Source organism: Mesorhizobium terrae (assembly GCF_008727715.1).
GTDB lineage: Bacteria > Pseudomonadota > Alphaproteobacteria > Rhizobiales > Rhizobiaceae > Mesorhizobium > Mesorhizobium terrae.
Genome location: NZ_CP044218.1, coordinates 1,242,810 through 1,256,700 on the forward strand (window position 1 = coordinate 1,242,810; position 13,891 = coordinate 1,256,700).

Below are 13,891 nucleotides of genomic sequence, written 5' to 3' on the forward strand. Positions count from 1 at the left end.
ACTGGGGTTTTCGCTCACGCGCCGATCTTGGCGGCGAGTTCTCGACGTTTTGCCTTGTGCTCTTCCTCCTTCTTCTTGAGTGACTGTTTCTTGGCAGGCGCCGCCTTCTTGCCCTTCAACGCATAGCCCTTGATGCGCAGCGCAGCAGGCAGCCAGCCAGTCTCCTTCGCCTTGTCGGCCGCCTCGCGCGCCATGTCTGCCTTCTTGGCTTTGGACGAAGGATTGCCGGTCATCTCCTTCATGGCCGCGTCGATCATGGGCTTGGTGCAGGCAGCGAACCAAGCTTCTGCATCGAAGGCCGCGACAGGATCGGCGGCGAAAGCGGTCATGAACTCCGACCTGACCCGTTCGCGGATACCGTCGTTCGTATAATCTTTCTGGAACCACTTCTCCGTCAGGTCGATCGTCATGGCAAACAACCCGGCGACATGAGCGAGCAACTCATCGCCTGTCTTCTTCGACAGATATTCGAACGCTTTATGGATGCCTCGGCTCTTAGAGTCGCTGCGGGAACCATAACCGTATACGTCGACACGCTGGACCTGCAGCCTGGTCGGGCGGCCGATGCCCATACAGTGTTCGTCCTGGTGCTCCAGCATCGAGGCGATGAGTGCCAGCGCCATATGCGGATTGGCCTGCACGGCCACCTTGAGAGCTGCCGTTGACGTCTCGCCGATCTTGTCCTTGAGCGGCTGCGTTAGTGCCAGAGGGTCCTTCGTCGCCTTGGCTGCGGCAGCCAGCGGTTCGTCGCCATCATCCGCTTCGCCGTCTGCGTTGAGCTTGGCACCTGGCTTCAGGCAACCACGGCGGATGCGAAGTGTCTCCGCGTCGAAGACGATTCCGGTTGCCGCCACCTGCTCGGCCGAGAAGCAGTTCGCCTTGGCTTCAAGGGAATCGTATTCTGCGTTGAGCTTCTCAACCTCCGGATCGTCTTCCATCGCGCCTTCGAGTTCATCGGCGATGGCATCCATCCGAGCCGTTTCTTCGTTGGTGAGTTCGATGCCTGCCGGCGAGACAGCACGAACCGCATAGGCGTCGTTGATGCCAAGCTCCTCGGTTGTGGCAAAGAACGCCCAGCCTTCGGCAAGCGCTTCGGCGCGCAGCTTTTCGATGGCCTCCGCCTTCAGCCCAGGGATGAGGTCGGTACTGATCCACATCGAATCTTCGCCGAACAGATCCTCGTGGACGATACCGCCAGCCGCTTGGTAGGCGTCGACGCCGATAAAGCTGGCCAGGGCGCTGGTGGCTTCAACTGCTGTGTGCCGCATCGCGTTCTTGATGGCCCACGATTCGCCTCGATTGTAATTCCCGGCGTCATTGAAGTGTTTGATCTGCGCGTCCTGATCGGGATTGGTGGTGTACGCGCAGGCCGCGCCGAAGTTGACCTTGCCATCCTCGAATGCCGCCAGGATTTCTGGATGCAGCCGCGCCAGCGCCAGCCGCCCCTTAACGTAACGATCAGTCTGGCCGAAATGGAGCGCAACATCCTCAACGGATTTTCCGCCCTCGACGAGTTTCAGGAATGCACGGAACTCGTCGGCCGGCGTCATCTGCTCGCGGATCAGGTTTTCGGCGAGAGATAGTTCGGTAGCGGTTGCATCGTCGGTGTCCCGGATGGTGATTGGCACCGGGTGGTCTGACGGGAGTTTTCCCTCCTGCACGAGCTCGCCCAAGGCTATCCATCGGCGCCCGCCGGCAAAGATGCGGTAGAGCTGCCCTCCGAGATCGGCGTCGCCGGTGACTGGCGGCCGCACTGCAATCGGCTGGATGATGTCGTGCGCGAGGATCGAAGCCTTCATCTCCACGATTGCCTCGCGGCTGTGCTTCTTGCGGACGTTTGCAGCGTCGTCACGGATGAGACGGTCGAAAGGTACTTTCGGTTGTTCGGACTGCATGCGTGGTTTCTCCTGTATGGCATGATTGCCGGGTGGTGAGCGGCTGGCCGCCGCATTACTTCCAGAGGATCAGATCCGATCCATCCAGAAACTGAAGACGTTCGTCGACAGACGTCGCCTTGCTGGTTGTGCCGGCGCCGTAGCGCACGAACACGATTCTTGCCTCGACGTTTACGGAGGTGACGATGCCCTGCTCGGGCCGGGCATTTGGGTGAGCCGCCGTGTAGATGACGGTGCGGCCGACCCAAGGGTGAGTAAAATCAACTGGCATCGGTGCCCTCCAGAACTTCAAAGCGTCCGTCTTCAAACTCCTCGCGGGGACGTGCCCACAGCGAACCGTCATCGACGCTGCGATAGATGGCGACTTCCCGAAGATCGACCAAGGCGGTCTCGTCCTCGTCGACGGCTATGTCGCGCCAGTGTTCAGCCTGCATCTTACCGATGCCGATCAGCGCGTATGTGCTGCCCCGCTTCTTGTGACGGTGGGTTGGCGCGTCCTGCGAGCCCTGCACTGGATGGGATGCGAGCGCTTCGGCAACTTTCCCGCAATCTGCACCGCTCGTATGGCACCGAGGACAGCAAACATCGCTGTCGTCGCCGAAACTATCGGTGCCGCAATGCTTCGACGAGCCTACCCAGCCGCAATGATCACATGAGGCAAGATAGTAGGGCTCGCTTGCCTCGAGCGAGACGATCGGGCCAGAGTAGGCAGCCATCTGCTTGAGGTCTTCGAGACGATGTTCCTCTGGCGTCATTGCGCCATCCTCATTGTCAGTCATGTTGATTTCCTTTCTGCCATGTTTGGCGGGACAGTGAAGTCGAACGCCATCTGGCCGGCCTTGGGTGGCGCGGCCTTTGAGACTTTGCGGATGATGGGCTCCGGCGCTTCGATTGCCGGCACTGCGATCGGCTCTGTCGGCGCCGGCGTTGCGATATCGAACCGCTTCGGAAACAACCAAGCAGTCGGCGTCAACGAGTAGGCCCACTCTTGCAACGTCAGGGCGTTCCCATGCACTACGATGCCCGAAACGCCGGCAAGCGACGTCTGAATGTAGCAACCAGCCATCGCCTTGAACTCAACATCGATCATCTGCCAGTGGCAGTGCCGGGCAGGTTCGAAGCCCTGCTCGCGCATGATCTCCGCAACGGCGAGAACCATGCCGCCCATGCCGGCGGCAGGCTCATGCGCGGTGAAGTAGCCGCGCGGTGAGGCCGCGATCATCTCGCCAAGGTCAGGCATGTTCACTCGGGCGATTAGGCTAGAGAGCTCATGCGGCGTGAAGAACTGGCCGTGGTCCTTCGAGCCGCCGATATCCATGTAGACCGGGCCGAGGAAGTCTTCGCACTTCGCCTCGAGCGCTTCGACCGTGTGGCCCAGCATCTCAACCAGCGCCGCCATAGTCTCCTTCGGGTGACGGCAGCGGCGGACGATCTTCATGTATTCGTCCTCGTTCTGCTGCCAGGCATCACCGTGCAGGAACGCGCCGCGGATTGATCGATAGCCAGCTTCAAGGAATGCACGGAAGGCGTCGTATTGGGTCCAACCTTCCTGACGGCTCAGGGATTGGGCAAGGCGGACGAACGCCTTGCGGTGGGTGTCATGCGGATGCATCCGCGATCTCCATCTTTGCCATAGTCGGCGGGTTCGATCAGGTTGGCCGGTAGCTATTTCTTGCGGGCGCCTACCTCCCGGGCGCGGTGTTCGAGCTTGGCGGTGGCCATGATGATCGGCTTCAACTCAGTCGGAGCATGGTCATAGTCGCGGCCGTATTTCCCGTTGAGGCGGGGCAGCATAGCGCGCGGCACGGCCTCCCAATTCGACGGGTCGGTGTTGAGCCTGTCACCGTTTATGCATTTGAGCGCCATGCCGACAGGCAATTGACCATTGGCATCTTCCCACCGGATCTTCTGGACAGTCTGCCAGCGCGACTGTCGCGGAAGGCCATCATGGACCTTCCGTTCAAGATACCCTTCTTTGCTGAACCGCTCGGTTCCGATCGGTTTGTACTTCTCGGCAGCGGCACCCGTTATGCCGCCCTTCTTGAACTGGGTCTTGCGGGCATTCGGGTGGCGCCCGCCTTTGCCCGGAGGACACCGCTTTCCTTTGTTGACGGGCGTCATGCCCTTCTCGAAACAGCCTGTGCGGCCCGTCTTCCAGCCTTTCCGCTTGCGGAGAGCATGCAGGAATCTGGGATAGACATCCTCGCGGCCGAACTTGGTGCAGAACTCGCGGCAGTAGTCGGAGACGACCATGTCGGCGTTATCTCGAAGCCAGTTCATTTCCTCCGTCGAGAATTTTCGATGGCGACCGTAGAATCGACCCGGGGCACGCCCGACGAACCATCCCTTGCGCTTCCTCAGCCCGTGGAGGTTGAGCGCGGAGATATCGTTTCTACGAAACAGCTCGACGAAAGCACTGTGATAGTCGCTGATGATCATCGTGCGATTGGCTTCGAGCCAAGCCATCTCGTCGTCGCTGTAATGGATTGGCCGCCCCCTCATTTCCCGTCGATCTCCCTGGGCCCGGAGAGCATTGGCAGGTCTTTGCGGAACCTGTCGCCGTGGTTTGCGACCAGCGTCGCAGCAGCAATTCCAAGGCGTGCGTTGTCGACGATCTTGTCCGCGATCTGGACCATCGCCTCCGTGCGCTGGACTTCCGCTTCGAGCTCATCGCTGGTCAATCCCTCTTGCGAGAGACGCTCCATCTGCGCGAACAAATGATCGTTGAGATCGGTGATACGGTTCTTCATTGTAGATCTCCTTGCGGTGCCATAAGTGGCGGGGTGCGGCGGTCAGGCTGCGGTATCACTCTATCGGCGCAGGACCTTCGCGCCAAGACTCTCTCGGGTCGAGCAAGCTGCGGTACCGGAGCCGAACTGGAACGCTCCGGACGTCAACCTGCTCCTCGTACTTCTTGCCGGCCTGAGTGGCGTCCACCCACTCAGCGCCGTCATAGTCAAAGTCTGCTCTGGCCATTGTCGATGCCTCCTAGGCTGCGGTGAGGTAGACAGACTCTCCGAACGGCGTCTTTGCCGCCAGATCATCGAACGTTCGACTGTCGCCAAACACCGCCCAGATCACCGGGCAATTCGGAGCCTTGCCGAAATCATGAACGTAGAGGTCGGTGAAGAAAACGACGGCGGATGCGTCACCGGCATTCTTCGATATCCACTCGAAGACGCCAGAGAACGCGGTACCGCCGCCGCCTTTTGGATCGAGTGCAAGCTCGTCACCGGCTTCATACGTCTCGACGCGCTGCACCTTCGTGTCGGCGTAGATCACGGTGATGCGATCGACCATGCCGTCGCCGAACGCGCCATTGATCTCGGATGCAAAGGCAGTCAGCGCCTTGGCGTCGATCGAGCCCGAGGTGTCGACGCACACCACCAGATGAGCAACGCCATCCGATATGACGCCAGGCAGCACCATGTTCTGGTGCAAGAACCGGCGGTTCGGCCGCGCCCACGAGAAGTCCTTCACGTTGCTCTCGTCGATGAAACGCCGCAGCACTGAGCGCCAGTCGATCACGGGCCGGGTCAGGCGATTGATCAGCCGCTTCAAGCCGGCCGGCATATTGCCCGCCATCTTCCCGTTGGCGATCGCCGCCGCCTGCCGCACCCTCGTCTCGATGTCGGCCTTCGCGTCGGCCAGGCCGGCCTCATCGAATGGCGAGCACGCGTCGATCACGCCGCCGCATCCGCCCGGGTCGTTGCCCTGCTGCTGACCGCCGCCGCCATTCTGTTGCGCTTCCTCTTCGAGGATACGACACACCTCCTCTGCACCCATGCCAGTGAAGCGCGGATTGAGCAGGCCGCCCTTGGGCATGGAGCCGACATTGGTCTCGGACAACTCACCGTTGATGCAGTAGTCCGCCGCGATGTTCCAAAGCCGAGCGTCGCGCATCTGCCGGCGAATGTGGTGCTGCAGCGCGTTGTGCATCACCTCGTGCGCCAGAACGAAGATCAGCTCCTGCTTGGTCAGGCTCTCCACGAACGGGCCGTGGACGTAGAGCCGCTTCCCGTCGGTGGCCATCGTGTCGATGCGCGGATCGCCCGTGGCGTCGACCAGTTCGAGCTGGATGGCGAGCGTGGCGAAGAACGGATGATCCCACAGCAGCGACGTGCGGGCGGCGAGCAATTTGTCTTCGACTGCTTTGCTAAGCATCGGGATATTCCTTCTCAACTTGCTGATGGATCATGAACGCGACAGCGGCGGAAACTTCGGCAGCGGATAGCCGAGACTTCAGTAGCGTCGCGCAGGAGAGCTTTGACCAAGTGCTCGGTTGCTGATCGGCGCGGCACGTCAACACCAGCCAACAACGATCACGGCCACGGAGATAGAGATAGTATCGGCGGTCTCCTGACATGCGCCCGAATTGCCAGAACATCGTCGGACCCAGGCTTGTCGAAAACGACGTGGTGAACCCTGTCGGAACAAGGTGCGAAAGCCATTGCGCCCGGGTCACGACAGCCCTCCCTCGCGGATCGAAGCCGCCATGCAGGCAGCGATCTCCGAAGGCAGGAGCATTAGCTTGAGAATTGCCACCTGACGGTCGTTGACCGCATACCTCCTCACGTGACCACCGGGCGTGAACCGCTCACATCGGTATGCCGTGAACCCGCGCTCGCTCTCCCAATAGCGGAGTTCATAGAAGACCAGAGGAGCAACTTGGCCGGGCTTCTTGAGGTGCCATTGGAAACGACCGGCATGCTGGCACACCGTGTAGTGCTTGAGCTTCATGACTGATCTCGCGGATCGTAGATCGAGGCGGCCATGCAGCGGGCAAGCAATTCTGGTGGCAGGGCCGCCTGGAACGCATCGACCGTATCTGCTGATACGGGTCCCCGGAAATCTTCCCAGCTCCCTCGGCGAGAACGAATGAAACGGATGCCGAGCGCGAAAAACCGATGTGGTGGAGAGTAGATCAGTTCGTACGTCCAGCGAGGATAATCCCAGCCACGGGTATGCCAACGGAACCTGAACTGATCGCCTTTGCAGCGCGGTCCGAACAGTTCGCGACGGATGGTTTCGGCATCAATGCACTCGATCAAATTGGGCATGATGGGTTCCTGTTTCACCAGCGGCAATCTCAGAACGGAAGGTCTTCCTCTTCCGGCGGCGGCGCAGTCATCGCCCTCCGCATGCATCCGGCAACATCTTCATCGGAGAGCATTCCTTGGAAGGCTTGGCGCTGCTCAGGATCATCGATGCTGACGACCTCAACTACTTTTTGCCGAGAGAGTAAGAAGCGCCTCTCCGACAACATGAAGGTGAGGAAGTAGCGGTGTTCCAGGGCCGGCGACTTCCACTTGATCGGCTCGAACCACCAACGATTGACATCCACCTTCTTGATTTCGAAATATTCATTGATGAACTCTTGCGTCATCATCGTCCGTGTCTCCTATGAAATTCGAGTGCCAGGCGGGTGGCCTCGGCTATGTCTTCGGGCTTGAGTTTGGCGCGCAGCATGGGTGTGACGCGACCGCTCAATGGTGGTGTTGCAACCGGCAGCGCAGCCAGTTTCGCGGCCTTCTCTTCATCGCCCGGATGGCCGGGCAATGCTTTCGTGCTGAACCGACGGCTGTCGAACCAGAAGGCGAGATGCCAGCGTGCGTACTCGCCGTTCGTGCGCAGGCCGGAAAAGCTCCACGCCAGCCGATCTTCGCGACAGGTTTTGCTGCTCGGGCCCCAGATGACCTTAATCTCAGCCATCAGCGTACCGCCTTCATTGCGAGACGGGCGGCAAAGGCGATGTCCTCTTTCGACAGGCGAGGTTTCAGGATGTCGAGGTAAGTCCGGCCGTAGAGCATGGGCTTGTCCGGAACATACGCATCGACAAAGGCGGGGTCGAGCAAGGGCTTCTCCCACTTCCCGCCGACCTTGATGGCCTCGGCCATCGGCAGGGCGAAAGCAGACCATTCTCTTTCCCGGACCTTGAACCGCACGCACCAGCGGCCCATCGAATTGTCCTCGCGGATGCCGAAGAAATGCCAATCAACCTGTCGGACCCAACCATGTGGCGGGTTGACGACAGCCTGACCTACTCGATCTTCCGACCGCCCGAACGGTCCATAGAGGGCGCGGAGGAAGACAGTCATCCTTGCCGCCTCCCCGTGATGCCAAGGGCGGTGGCAAAGCCAATCTCCGCCGCCGGCAGCATCGCCTTGAGAGCGGTGAGTAAATCGCCACGAGGCAGGTCGCTGCGCCCAATGGCGACGTGCTGGTAGAAGCGCCGGATTGTTGAGACGTGCGCTTGATCGCCGATATCCGATTTCAGCGCCTGGACGGTGAACTTCCGCGTCTCAGCCTTGTATCGCAGCCGGTAGCGCAAAAGCTGCTGGTTGCGGTTTTCGGCCACGAACTCCCACGCCAGGTCGAAGGCTGTATATTTGCCCTCGTAGTACCGCGTCGGGCCGGCAATCCATATGATTGGCGCACTCATGACGGTTGCCTGTTCTGCTGTTGCCACCAGTGGAGATAGCAGTTCCGCTGCTCCGCCTTCGGACACCCTTCCCACCACAGCCGGCACGTCCCCGGCCCGGCTTGTGGATCACGGCCGCAGGTCTTGGCGCCCTTCCGAACCGGTCGGTATGACCATGTCGACTGCAGCGGGTCATCGAACAGGCGGGGCTCACCCGCCTGCTGTGCGTTCTTGTTCATCACCGGCGACCTCAGTTGAAGGTGACGTCCTGATTGCGGACGGCCCAATCCGTGAACACCTGCGTATGAGAAAGCTTGTTGTCGCGCCGGACCGCATCGACCGTGAACATGATCTCGAACTCGCGACCTTGGATACGCTGTGCGTAGATCATGCCGTTCTCGAAGCTCTTGGCATCCACCTTGCGGGCCAGGCCGGAAGCCATGGCGTACTTGGCGGCAGGCTCAGATGGCACCGGTGCAGAGTTCGGATTAGCAAGCACCAGATCAAGCGAAGGAAGCTGCTGGTAGACGCGAATGAACCCCTCGAACTCGGCCGCGGCGCCATCACCAACAATTCCCCTCACCGCCTCACTGCGCAGCGCTTCGGGAGCTTTGATCACCTTGGCAACGCTCTCCCAGGCACGCGGCGTCGGGAACGCACGTAGATCGGCCGCGCCTTCCATGTTGTGCAGGAGCGCCGGCCGAAAACGCAGAAAGGCAAGCAGCAGCGGATCCACGTCGATATCGATGAAATGCTGAACCGTGGTGTCGACATCCGGGTCGATATCGATGTGAGCGAAGCGGTTGGCCAGAGCGGAAGGCATACGCTGCGCAGCCGCCTTGTCGGACTGCCGGTTGCCTGCTGCAATGATGCGCCAGCCGGGAGGCATCGTGTATTCGCCGACCTTCCGGTCCAGCACGAGACCGAAGGCTGCAGCCTGCATCGAGGGAGCCGCAACGTTCAGTTCATCCAGGAAGAGAAACCCGCGCTCGCCGTCGCGCTCCACTTGCGGGAACTCATCCGGCACCTTCCATTTGGCAGTCTCACCCTCGACCGAGGGAATACCCATCAGCGCGACCGGGTCACGTGTCGAGCAGCGAAAGTCGATCACGTTGACGCCCTGCTCTTTGGCGAGCTGTTTGATGAGCGAGGACTTGCCCACGCCCGGCATGCCCCACAGGAATGCGGCGAGATCGGCGTAGATGTAGAGCGACAGCAGTTCTTTGGCGCGCTTGAGGTTCATTGATAGAGTTCTCCATTATTTGCCATGCTTGGCGGGTTGGGATGAGGCTAGGAGTGGGGGCAGCGGCTCCAGACGCGGAAACGGCTGTCCTATCTTGTTGAATTCGATAGTGACCCGGCGGAGGGGGTAACCCCGCGACCGTGATCGGTCCTCCCGGATCGCGTCGATCTGCGCTTGCACGTAGATCCAGCGCTCGCCGTTATCGACGCGGGGTTTGTTGTCTTCCGAATGTGTGATCAGGAACCACGCATCGGAGATTAGCTCCTTGTGTATTTCGCCGTCGATCTCGCGGCGGACGTACTCGCCGATCGATTCTCCTGGCATTGGTCAGAACCAGACGCGGCGGCGGAAAAGCACTGCTGGTCCGCAGATAGGTGGCATGGTTGCGGCGTCGTAGTTGTCCGGGTCGTGAGTGCGGATGTTGTTGTGATAGATGTCCGTCGCACGGACGTTCCGGATCATCTTGCCGTTGATCGCCGAGCGGTCCCCGACGAACATGTCGACATATTCGCCATCCACGAACACCCGGACGCGTTCCATGCGCTCTCCGGCGAGATGCGGCTCGATCACAGCACGAAGGGCATCGAGGCTTGGCCGAGCCGTCAACTGGGTTTGGCGCTGCTGCACCTCCCCTATCTCGGGAATGACAAAATAGTCGGTCAACATGTCGGCCGCCCAAGCAACGAGCCAGTTGGGATCGACTTCGCTAAGGTGAGGCATCGCATCACTGCACCAGCGGTTGGTTGGCATCAATCTTGGCTTGGATACGAGCGATCCGCGCGTCATCTTCCGGTGTCGAACCGAAGAACGCGCAGTCGTCTCGCAAAGTATCCAGCCAGAGGCGCAGATCGGATATCTCGTGGAGCTCTAACCGGCCCTCTCGATCGAGCAGTTCCTGCAGGTGGCTCATTGGATCACCGGCTGGTTGGCGACGATCGTCACATCCGCGTTCGTGGCGAGGTCGATCACGCGGATGCCCTCGATGCCGTCGACCTGGTCGTCAGCAAGCGTGGTCTGGTCGGCGTGATAGGCTGCGAGTGCAGCGGCGGGTGATGCAGCTGTGACGACGTGATACTCCGTGCAGCGCGTCGACACGGCGACGTGGTAGCGTTTCATAACGGGTCTCCTTTTTTCGCATGATTGCGGGGCGTGCCTGGGTGGCACGGATGGTGGCTCACTCCGGTGAAGTGGCGCCCGTTTCGATTGCCCCAGTGCCAAGCTTTGCAGCCTAGGCAGTAAAAGATGCCGACGGGCGCAAACAAACCGAGCATGCCAACTGTGCGAAGCGCCCAAACGGCGTTCACTGCGTCAGCAGGGGTGGCGTACGGGACTTTCGGAGTACGCCGGCACTGCTTGCGCCGCTTTCCAAGAAAGCCGAGCGGCATGTTACCGGCCCTTCGCCTTCGCAAGAGCCGCATGGCCGGCGTCGGAAAGTACTTTCAGCCCTTTCCAGTTCTCGTTTAGGCCGCTGGTCTGCCGCTCGTCTATCTCGATGTCGATCTCATGCAGGATTGCCCCGAGCGCCGCGCGCATCTCCTTTGCGGCTGACAGCAGATAGGCGTTGGCAAGCGCGTCTCCGTTCGCCTTGCCACCCTTTGAGCCGATGCGGTGGACACCGCAGATGACGACTGCCGGGGTGGTGAGCGCTACAATGCGGACGAGGCGTCCATTGCTCACCGACCACGTGCCGTCCGTGGGTTGCGATTTCATCGTGTTCTCCATGATCGCATGATTGCGGGGTTTGGAGGCGGCTGCTTCAGCCGCCGCCGGTATCAATTTCGATTGATCTGGGAGTCATTTCCTCGTCCACCCAAAACAAATCGTCTTCGCCGCAAGCGACATAAAGCACGCAGTTTGGAAGGATGGTGGGTAGAAAATTACCTTTGGCATCGATCGATGTTACGCCACAGAATGGCTGATGATCAGTGCTCGATTGCGAAAACTGACGGCGGAGACTGTCCCGGGCGCAGTTTAGAAGATCAAGGTATTGCTCGCCGGTCATACGCATCGAGGTCACGCCAAAAAACCGGAAACCTGATCGAGGATCTTCTTCGCCTCGGCCGCCACATCCTTGCGGACACCTTCGTTCTCGCGCAGCACTTGCGCGTCCCAGGCGGCGAGCGGACGCAGGCGATCGACCATGGCGGTCAGTTCCGGATCACCAGTGATGTTCAGCATCGGCAGCACTTCGATCAGGTCGCGGACGTTGAGGACGAGCGAGTCGCGGAAGGCGCCTTCCGTCTGGTCTCCTTTACGCGCGGCGGGGCGGTAGGCGGTAAGCCGTTCCGCCATCCTGCCGGCGACATCGGCGACACGGCGATAGACATCACGGACCGCGGTGGCCGCACCCTCGCGCACCTGGCGCTCGATATCCGCCCGGATGACGTCCGCTTGAGCTTCGGACATTGAGACACGGAAGTCTTCCGGCGTCGGCACGGGCAGCTTGCGCAACTCCATGCTGTAGCGATCGCGCAGTGAGTCGACCGTTGGATAGTCGGCGTCCTTAAACAGGCCGGACATCCGGTCCGGAGCGCTGCGGACCAGTTCCGGATATGAGGCGATGAACTCGCCCACGGCGTCCATGAATTTCTGCTTCTGGAGCGACAGCCAGCGGTCGTTCGCCATGATCGCGGCCGCATTCATGATCCGGCCGCCGCCATCCATCCAAGGCAGAGTGCGCTTGTCGAACTCGGCGCGCGTGGCGCTGACGATCGACTGGATCGGTTGCAACGCCTCCTTCGGCAGCAGCAGCTTGTTGAACCGGCCGGCGTCGGCAGACGCACCATGCTCGCGGTTCACTTCGTCGGTGATCTGGCGATCGAGGCGACGGCCAGACCACTGCGTGATGTGCAGCGACACGACCACGGCGCGCGCAGCGAGTGTGGCGGTGACGGATGACGGAATACGGGCATGAGCGTTCATGCTTCTGGTCTCCATGGGTGCCATGATTGGCGGGGTTAAACGACAGAGCGACCTATCGCTTGACGAGAACGTGCCGTGAACGTGGCACGGAGTCAAGGCGCTTCTTTGTACCGTGGCGTGTCAGGCAGCACGCCGACCATGCGCACGCGCGTGGCGTCGGCAATATCCTCACCTGTCAGCAGCGAGATCGCGGCGTCCACCAGCCTGTCACCCTTGAAGCGCGGGAAATCGAGCGAGGGATAGGCGTAAATATCGGCAGGGATTTTGTATCGCTCGAAATTGGATGAATACGTCTGTGGCACGTCAAAGTATGGACGTGAACGCGCGGCGGCGCGGCGTGTGACCGCGTCGACCGTTACCTCTTGACGGCTCTGGAATCCGGCTTCGCCAATGAAGACGAACCAGAATTTCAGTTTTGAGGCTGTCACCTGCCGCGCGTAGGGACCAATCAAGAGATGTTCCATCATGGCTGGCTCGGGCGCAGCTCAGTCGTCTTCATGAACTCGATGAGACGCAGGCGCTCTTCCCGCTCCGTGTCCGTCTCGACACGCGGTCGCTCGAGCCAGGCAAGGACCATGGCGCGGTGTTCCTCGCTGTATGGGCGGCCATCCTCGAAGAAAAACGAGAACATGCAGGCGCCGGGGTCACCGGCGCGCAGATAGGAACCGTAGGCGGAGGCCGCGCCGTAAGCGTGGCGGCGGTTCATTGGTTGCAACCCTCCACCACGATCACTTCCCGCGGATTGGGAGGCACTACCGCGCCAGTCATGGCGTCCGAAAACGTGTCGCCCTGCCCGACGACATATTCGTCGCCTGTCCAGTCCACGGCCGAGACCGTGCAGACGGGCGCATGCATGACAGTCCACCACGCTTGCGCGGCCATGGTGGATACGATGACAAGCGCGGCGACAAGCGAGCCGATAAGAATGATGGAGGCGCGCTGCGCTCGGATTTCGCGCAGGCGCTGGCCCTCGAACTCGCCAACGAAGAACGGATTCCGGCCTTCAAGCGAAGCGGTATCGTTCACGGGAACACGGTCGGGATTCAGCATGGCCAGCCGCTTTCGAGAACGCGGGCAGACTGGAGACGGGTGCGCTGCGCGCGGAAGAAATCGCATTCGCGCGCGAGATCTTCCTCGAACTCGCGGCGGTCGCGTTCACGTGGCGTTTCATACGCAGGATGATGCCGGAAGGCGGCAGCGCGCGCGGTGCGCCTGTCGTCCGGCTGGAAGACGGATTGCATGACGGATTCTCTCCATTGGTGCCATAAGCGGCGGGAAAAGGCAGTTTACCGACGTGCCAAGGTCCGGGCGGAATCCTACCGCCATGGCTTCCTCACATTGCCCTTCAGCGGGCTATCTGCGTTGCGCTGGTGGCGTGGCGCGCAGCTTTCCGGCTTGCTTTATCCCTCG

25 protein-coding genes are annotated in these 13,891 nt (G+C 60.8%); all 25 read right to left on the reverse strand.

Annotated features, from left to right (window positions below; all coding sequences use genetic code 11):
* Nucleotides 1-14 precede the first annotated feature (14 nt).
* The gene (locus tag FZF13_RS07085; protein WP_024922475.1) at nt 15-1,895 is read right to left on the reverse strand and encodes a ParB/RepB/Spo0J family partition protein; all 1,881 of its coding nucleotides are present in this window, start codon (nt 1,893-1,895) and stop codon (nt 15-17) included.
* 55 nt (nt 1,896-1,950) lie between these two features.
* The gene (locus tag FZF13_RS07090; RefSeq protein WP_024922474.1) at nt 1,951-2,166 is read right to left on the reverse strand and encodes a hypothetical protein; all 216 of its coding nucleotides are present in this window, start codon (nt 2,164-2,166) and stop codon (nt 1,951-1,953) included.
* Nucleotides 2,156-2,674 (reverse strand): hypothetical protein, encoded by a 519-nt coding sequence (locus FZF13_RS07095; RefSeq protein WP_024922473.1) that lies wholly within the window; start codon nt 2,672-2,674, stop codon nt 2,156-2,158. Before FZF13_RS07095 ends, FZF13_RS07090 begins: the two co-directional genes overlap by 11 nt.
* Nucleotides 2,671-3,507: an N-6 DNA methylase gene (locus tag FZF13_RS07100; protein ID WP_024922472.1), complete on the reverse strand. Its 837-nt coding sequence runs from the start codon at nt 3,505-3,507 to the stop codon at nt 2,671-2,673. Before FZF13_RS07100 ends, FZF13_RS07095 begins: the two co-directional genes overlap by 4 nt.
* Nucleotides 3,508-3,560: 53 nt before the next feature.
* Nucleotides 3,561-4,361 (reverse strand): HNH endonuclease, encoded by an 801-nt coding sequence (locus tag FZF13_RS07105; protein WP_024922471.1) that lies wholly within the window; start codon nt 4,359-4,361, stop codon nt 3,561-3,563.
* A gap of 32 nt (nt 4,362-4,393) precedes the next feature.
* Nucleotides 4,394-4,645, reverse strand: coding sequence for a hypothetical protein (locus tag FZF13_RS07110; protein WP_024922470.1), 252 nt, complete (start codon nt 4,643-4,645; stop codon nt 4,394-4,396).
* 238 nt (nt 4,646-4,883) lie between these two features.
* Nucleotides 4,884-6,032: a vWA domain-containing protein gene (locus FZF13_RS07115; RefSeq protein ID WP_161773057.1), complete on the reverse strand. Its 1,149-nt coding sequence runs from the start codon at nt 6,030-6,032 to the stop codon at nt 4,884-4,886.
* Nucleotides 6,033-6,356: 324 nt separating this feature from the next.
* A complete protein-coding gene (locus FZF13_RS07120) occupies nt 6,357-6,635 on the reverse strand; it encodes a hypothetical protein (protein WP_024922468.1) in 279 nt (92 codons plus the stop codon).
* A complete protein-coding gene (locus FZF13_RS07125) occupies nt 6,632-6,955 on the reverse strand; it encodes a hypothetical protein (RefSeq protein ID WP_139116513.1) in 324 nt (107 codons plus the stop codon). Before FZF13_RS07125 ends, FZF13_RS07120 begins: the two co-directional genes overlap by 4 nt.
* A gap of 29 nt (nt 6,956-6,984) precedes the next feature.
* Entirely contained in the window at nt 6,985-7,284 is a 300-nt protein-coding gene (locus FZF13_RS07130) for a hypothetical protein (RefSeq protein ID WP_024922467.1), read from the reverse strand.
* The gene (locus tag FZF13_RS07135; protein ID WP_024922466.1) at nt 7,281-7,607 is read right to left on the reverse strand and encodes a hypothetical protein; all 327 of its coding nucleotides are present in this window, start codon (nt 7,605-7,607) and stop codon (nt 7,281-7,283) included. The genes FZF13_RS07130 and FZF13_RS07135 overlap by 4 nt, the downstream gene beginning before the upstream one ends.
* Entirely contained in the window at nt 7,607-7,993 is a 387-nt protein-coding gene (locus FZF13_RS07140; protein ID WP_024922465.1) for a hypothetical protein, read from the reverse strand. The genes FZF13_RS07135 and FZF13_RS07140 overlap by 1 nt, the downstream gene beginning before the upstream one ends.
* Nucleotides 7,990-8,403, reverse strand: coding sequence for a hypothetical protein (locus tag FZF13_RS07145; protein WP_139116514.1), 414 nt, complete (start codon nt 8,401-8,403; stop codon nt 7,990-7,992). The genes FZF13_RS07140 and FZF13_RS07145 overlap by 4 nt, the downstream gene beginning before the upstream one ends.
* Before the next feature lie 163 nt (nt 8,404-8,566).
* Nucleotides 8,567-9,559 carry an ATP-binding protein gene (locus FZF13_RS07150; protein WP_024922463.1) on the reverse strand — a complete coding sequence of 331 codons (993 nt, stop codon included), beginning with the start codon at nt 9,557-9,559 and terminating at the stop codon, nt 8,567-8,569.
* 15 nt (nt 9,560-9,574) lie between these two features.
* A complete protein-coding gene (locus tag FZF13_RS07155; RefSeq protein ID WP_024922462.1) occupies nt 9,575-9,883 on the reverse strand; it encodes a hypothetical protein in 309 nt (102 codons plus the stop codon).
* A 3-nt stretch (nt 9,884-9,886) separates the two neighbouring features.
* Nucleotides 9,887-10,225, reverse strand: coding sequence for a hypothetical protein (locus FZF13_RS07160; RefSeq protein WP_139116515.1), 339 nt, complete (start codon nt 10,223-10,225; stop codon nt 9,887-9,889).
* A gap of 58 nt (nt 10,226-10,283) precedes the next feature.
* A complete protein-coding gene (locus FZF13_RS07165) occupies nt 10,284-10,469 on the reverse strand; it encodes a hypothetical protein (RefSeq protein ID WP_024922460.1) in 186 nt (61 codons plus the stop codon).
* A complete protein-coding gene (locus FZF13_RS07170) occupies nt 10,466-10,675 on the reverse strand; it encodes a hypothetical protein (RefSeq protein WP_024922459.1) in 210 nt (69 codons plus the stop codon). Before FZF13_RS07170 ends, FZF13_RS07165 begins: the two co-directional genes overlap by 4 nt.
* A gap of 270 nt (nt 10,676-10,945) precedes the next feature.
* Nucleotides 10,946-11,269 (reverse strand): hypothetical protein, encoded by a 324-nt coding sequence (locus FZF13_RS07175; RefSeq protein WP_024927246.1) that lies wholly within the window; start codon nt 11,267-11,269, stop codon nt 10,946-10,948.
* A gap of 46 nt (nt 11,270-11,315) precedes the next feature.
* Nucleotides 11,316-11,567 (reverse strand): hypothetical protein, encoded by a 252-nt coding sequence (locus FZF13_RS07180; RefSeq protein ID WP_139116516.1) that lies wholly within the window; start codon nt 11,565-11,567, stop codon nt 11,316-11,318.
* Nucleotides 11,568-11,572: 5 nt separating this feature from the next.
* On the reverse strand, nt 11,573-12,481 hold the full coding sequence (locus FZF13_RS07185; RefSeq protein WP_024922457.1) for a hypothetical protein: 909 nt from the start codon (nt 12,479-12,481) through the stop codon (nt 11,573-11,575).
* Between the two features lie 92 nt (nt 12,482-12,573).
* On the reverse strand, nt 12,574-12,948 hold the full coding sequence (locus tag FZF13_RS07190; RefSeq protein WP_036257116.1) for a hypothetical protein: 375 nt from the start codon (nt 12,946-12,948) through the stop codon (nt 12,574-12,576).
* Entirely contained in the window at nt 12,945-13,187 is a 243-nt protein-coding gene (locus FZF13_RS07195; RefSeq protein WP_024922455.1) for a hypothetical protein, read from the reverse strand. The genes FZF13_RS07190 and FZF13_RS07195 overlap by 4 nt, the downstream gene beginning before the upstream one ends.
* Nucleotides 13,184-13,531: a hypothetical protein gene (locus FZF13_RS07200; RefSeq protein ID WP_024922454.1), complete on the reverse strand. Its 348-nt coding sequence runs from the start codon at nt 13,529-13,531 to the stop codon at nt 13,184-13,186. Before FZF13_RS07200 ends, FZF13_RS07195 begins: the two co-directional genes overlap by 4 nt.
* Nucleotides 13,525-13,722: a hypothetical protein gene (locus FZF13_RS07205; RefSeq protein ID WP_024922453.1), complete on the reverse strand. Its 198-nt coding sequence runs from the start codon at nt 13,720-13,722 to the stop codon at nt 13,525-13,527. The genes FZF13_RS07200 and FZF13_RS07205 overlap by 7 nt, the downstream gene beginning before the upstream one ends.
* Nucleotides 13,723-13,891: the final 169 nt, after the last annotated feature.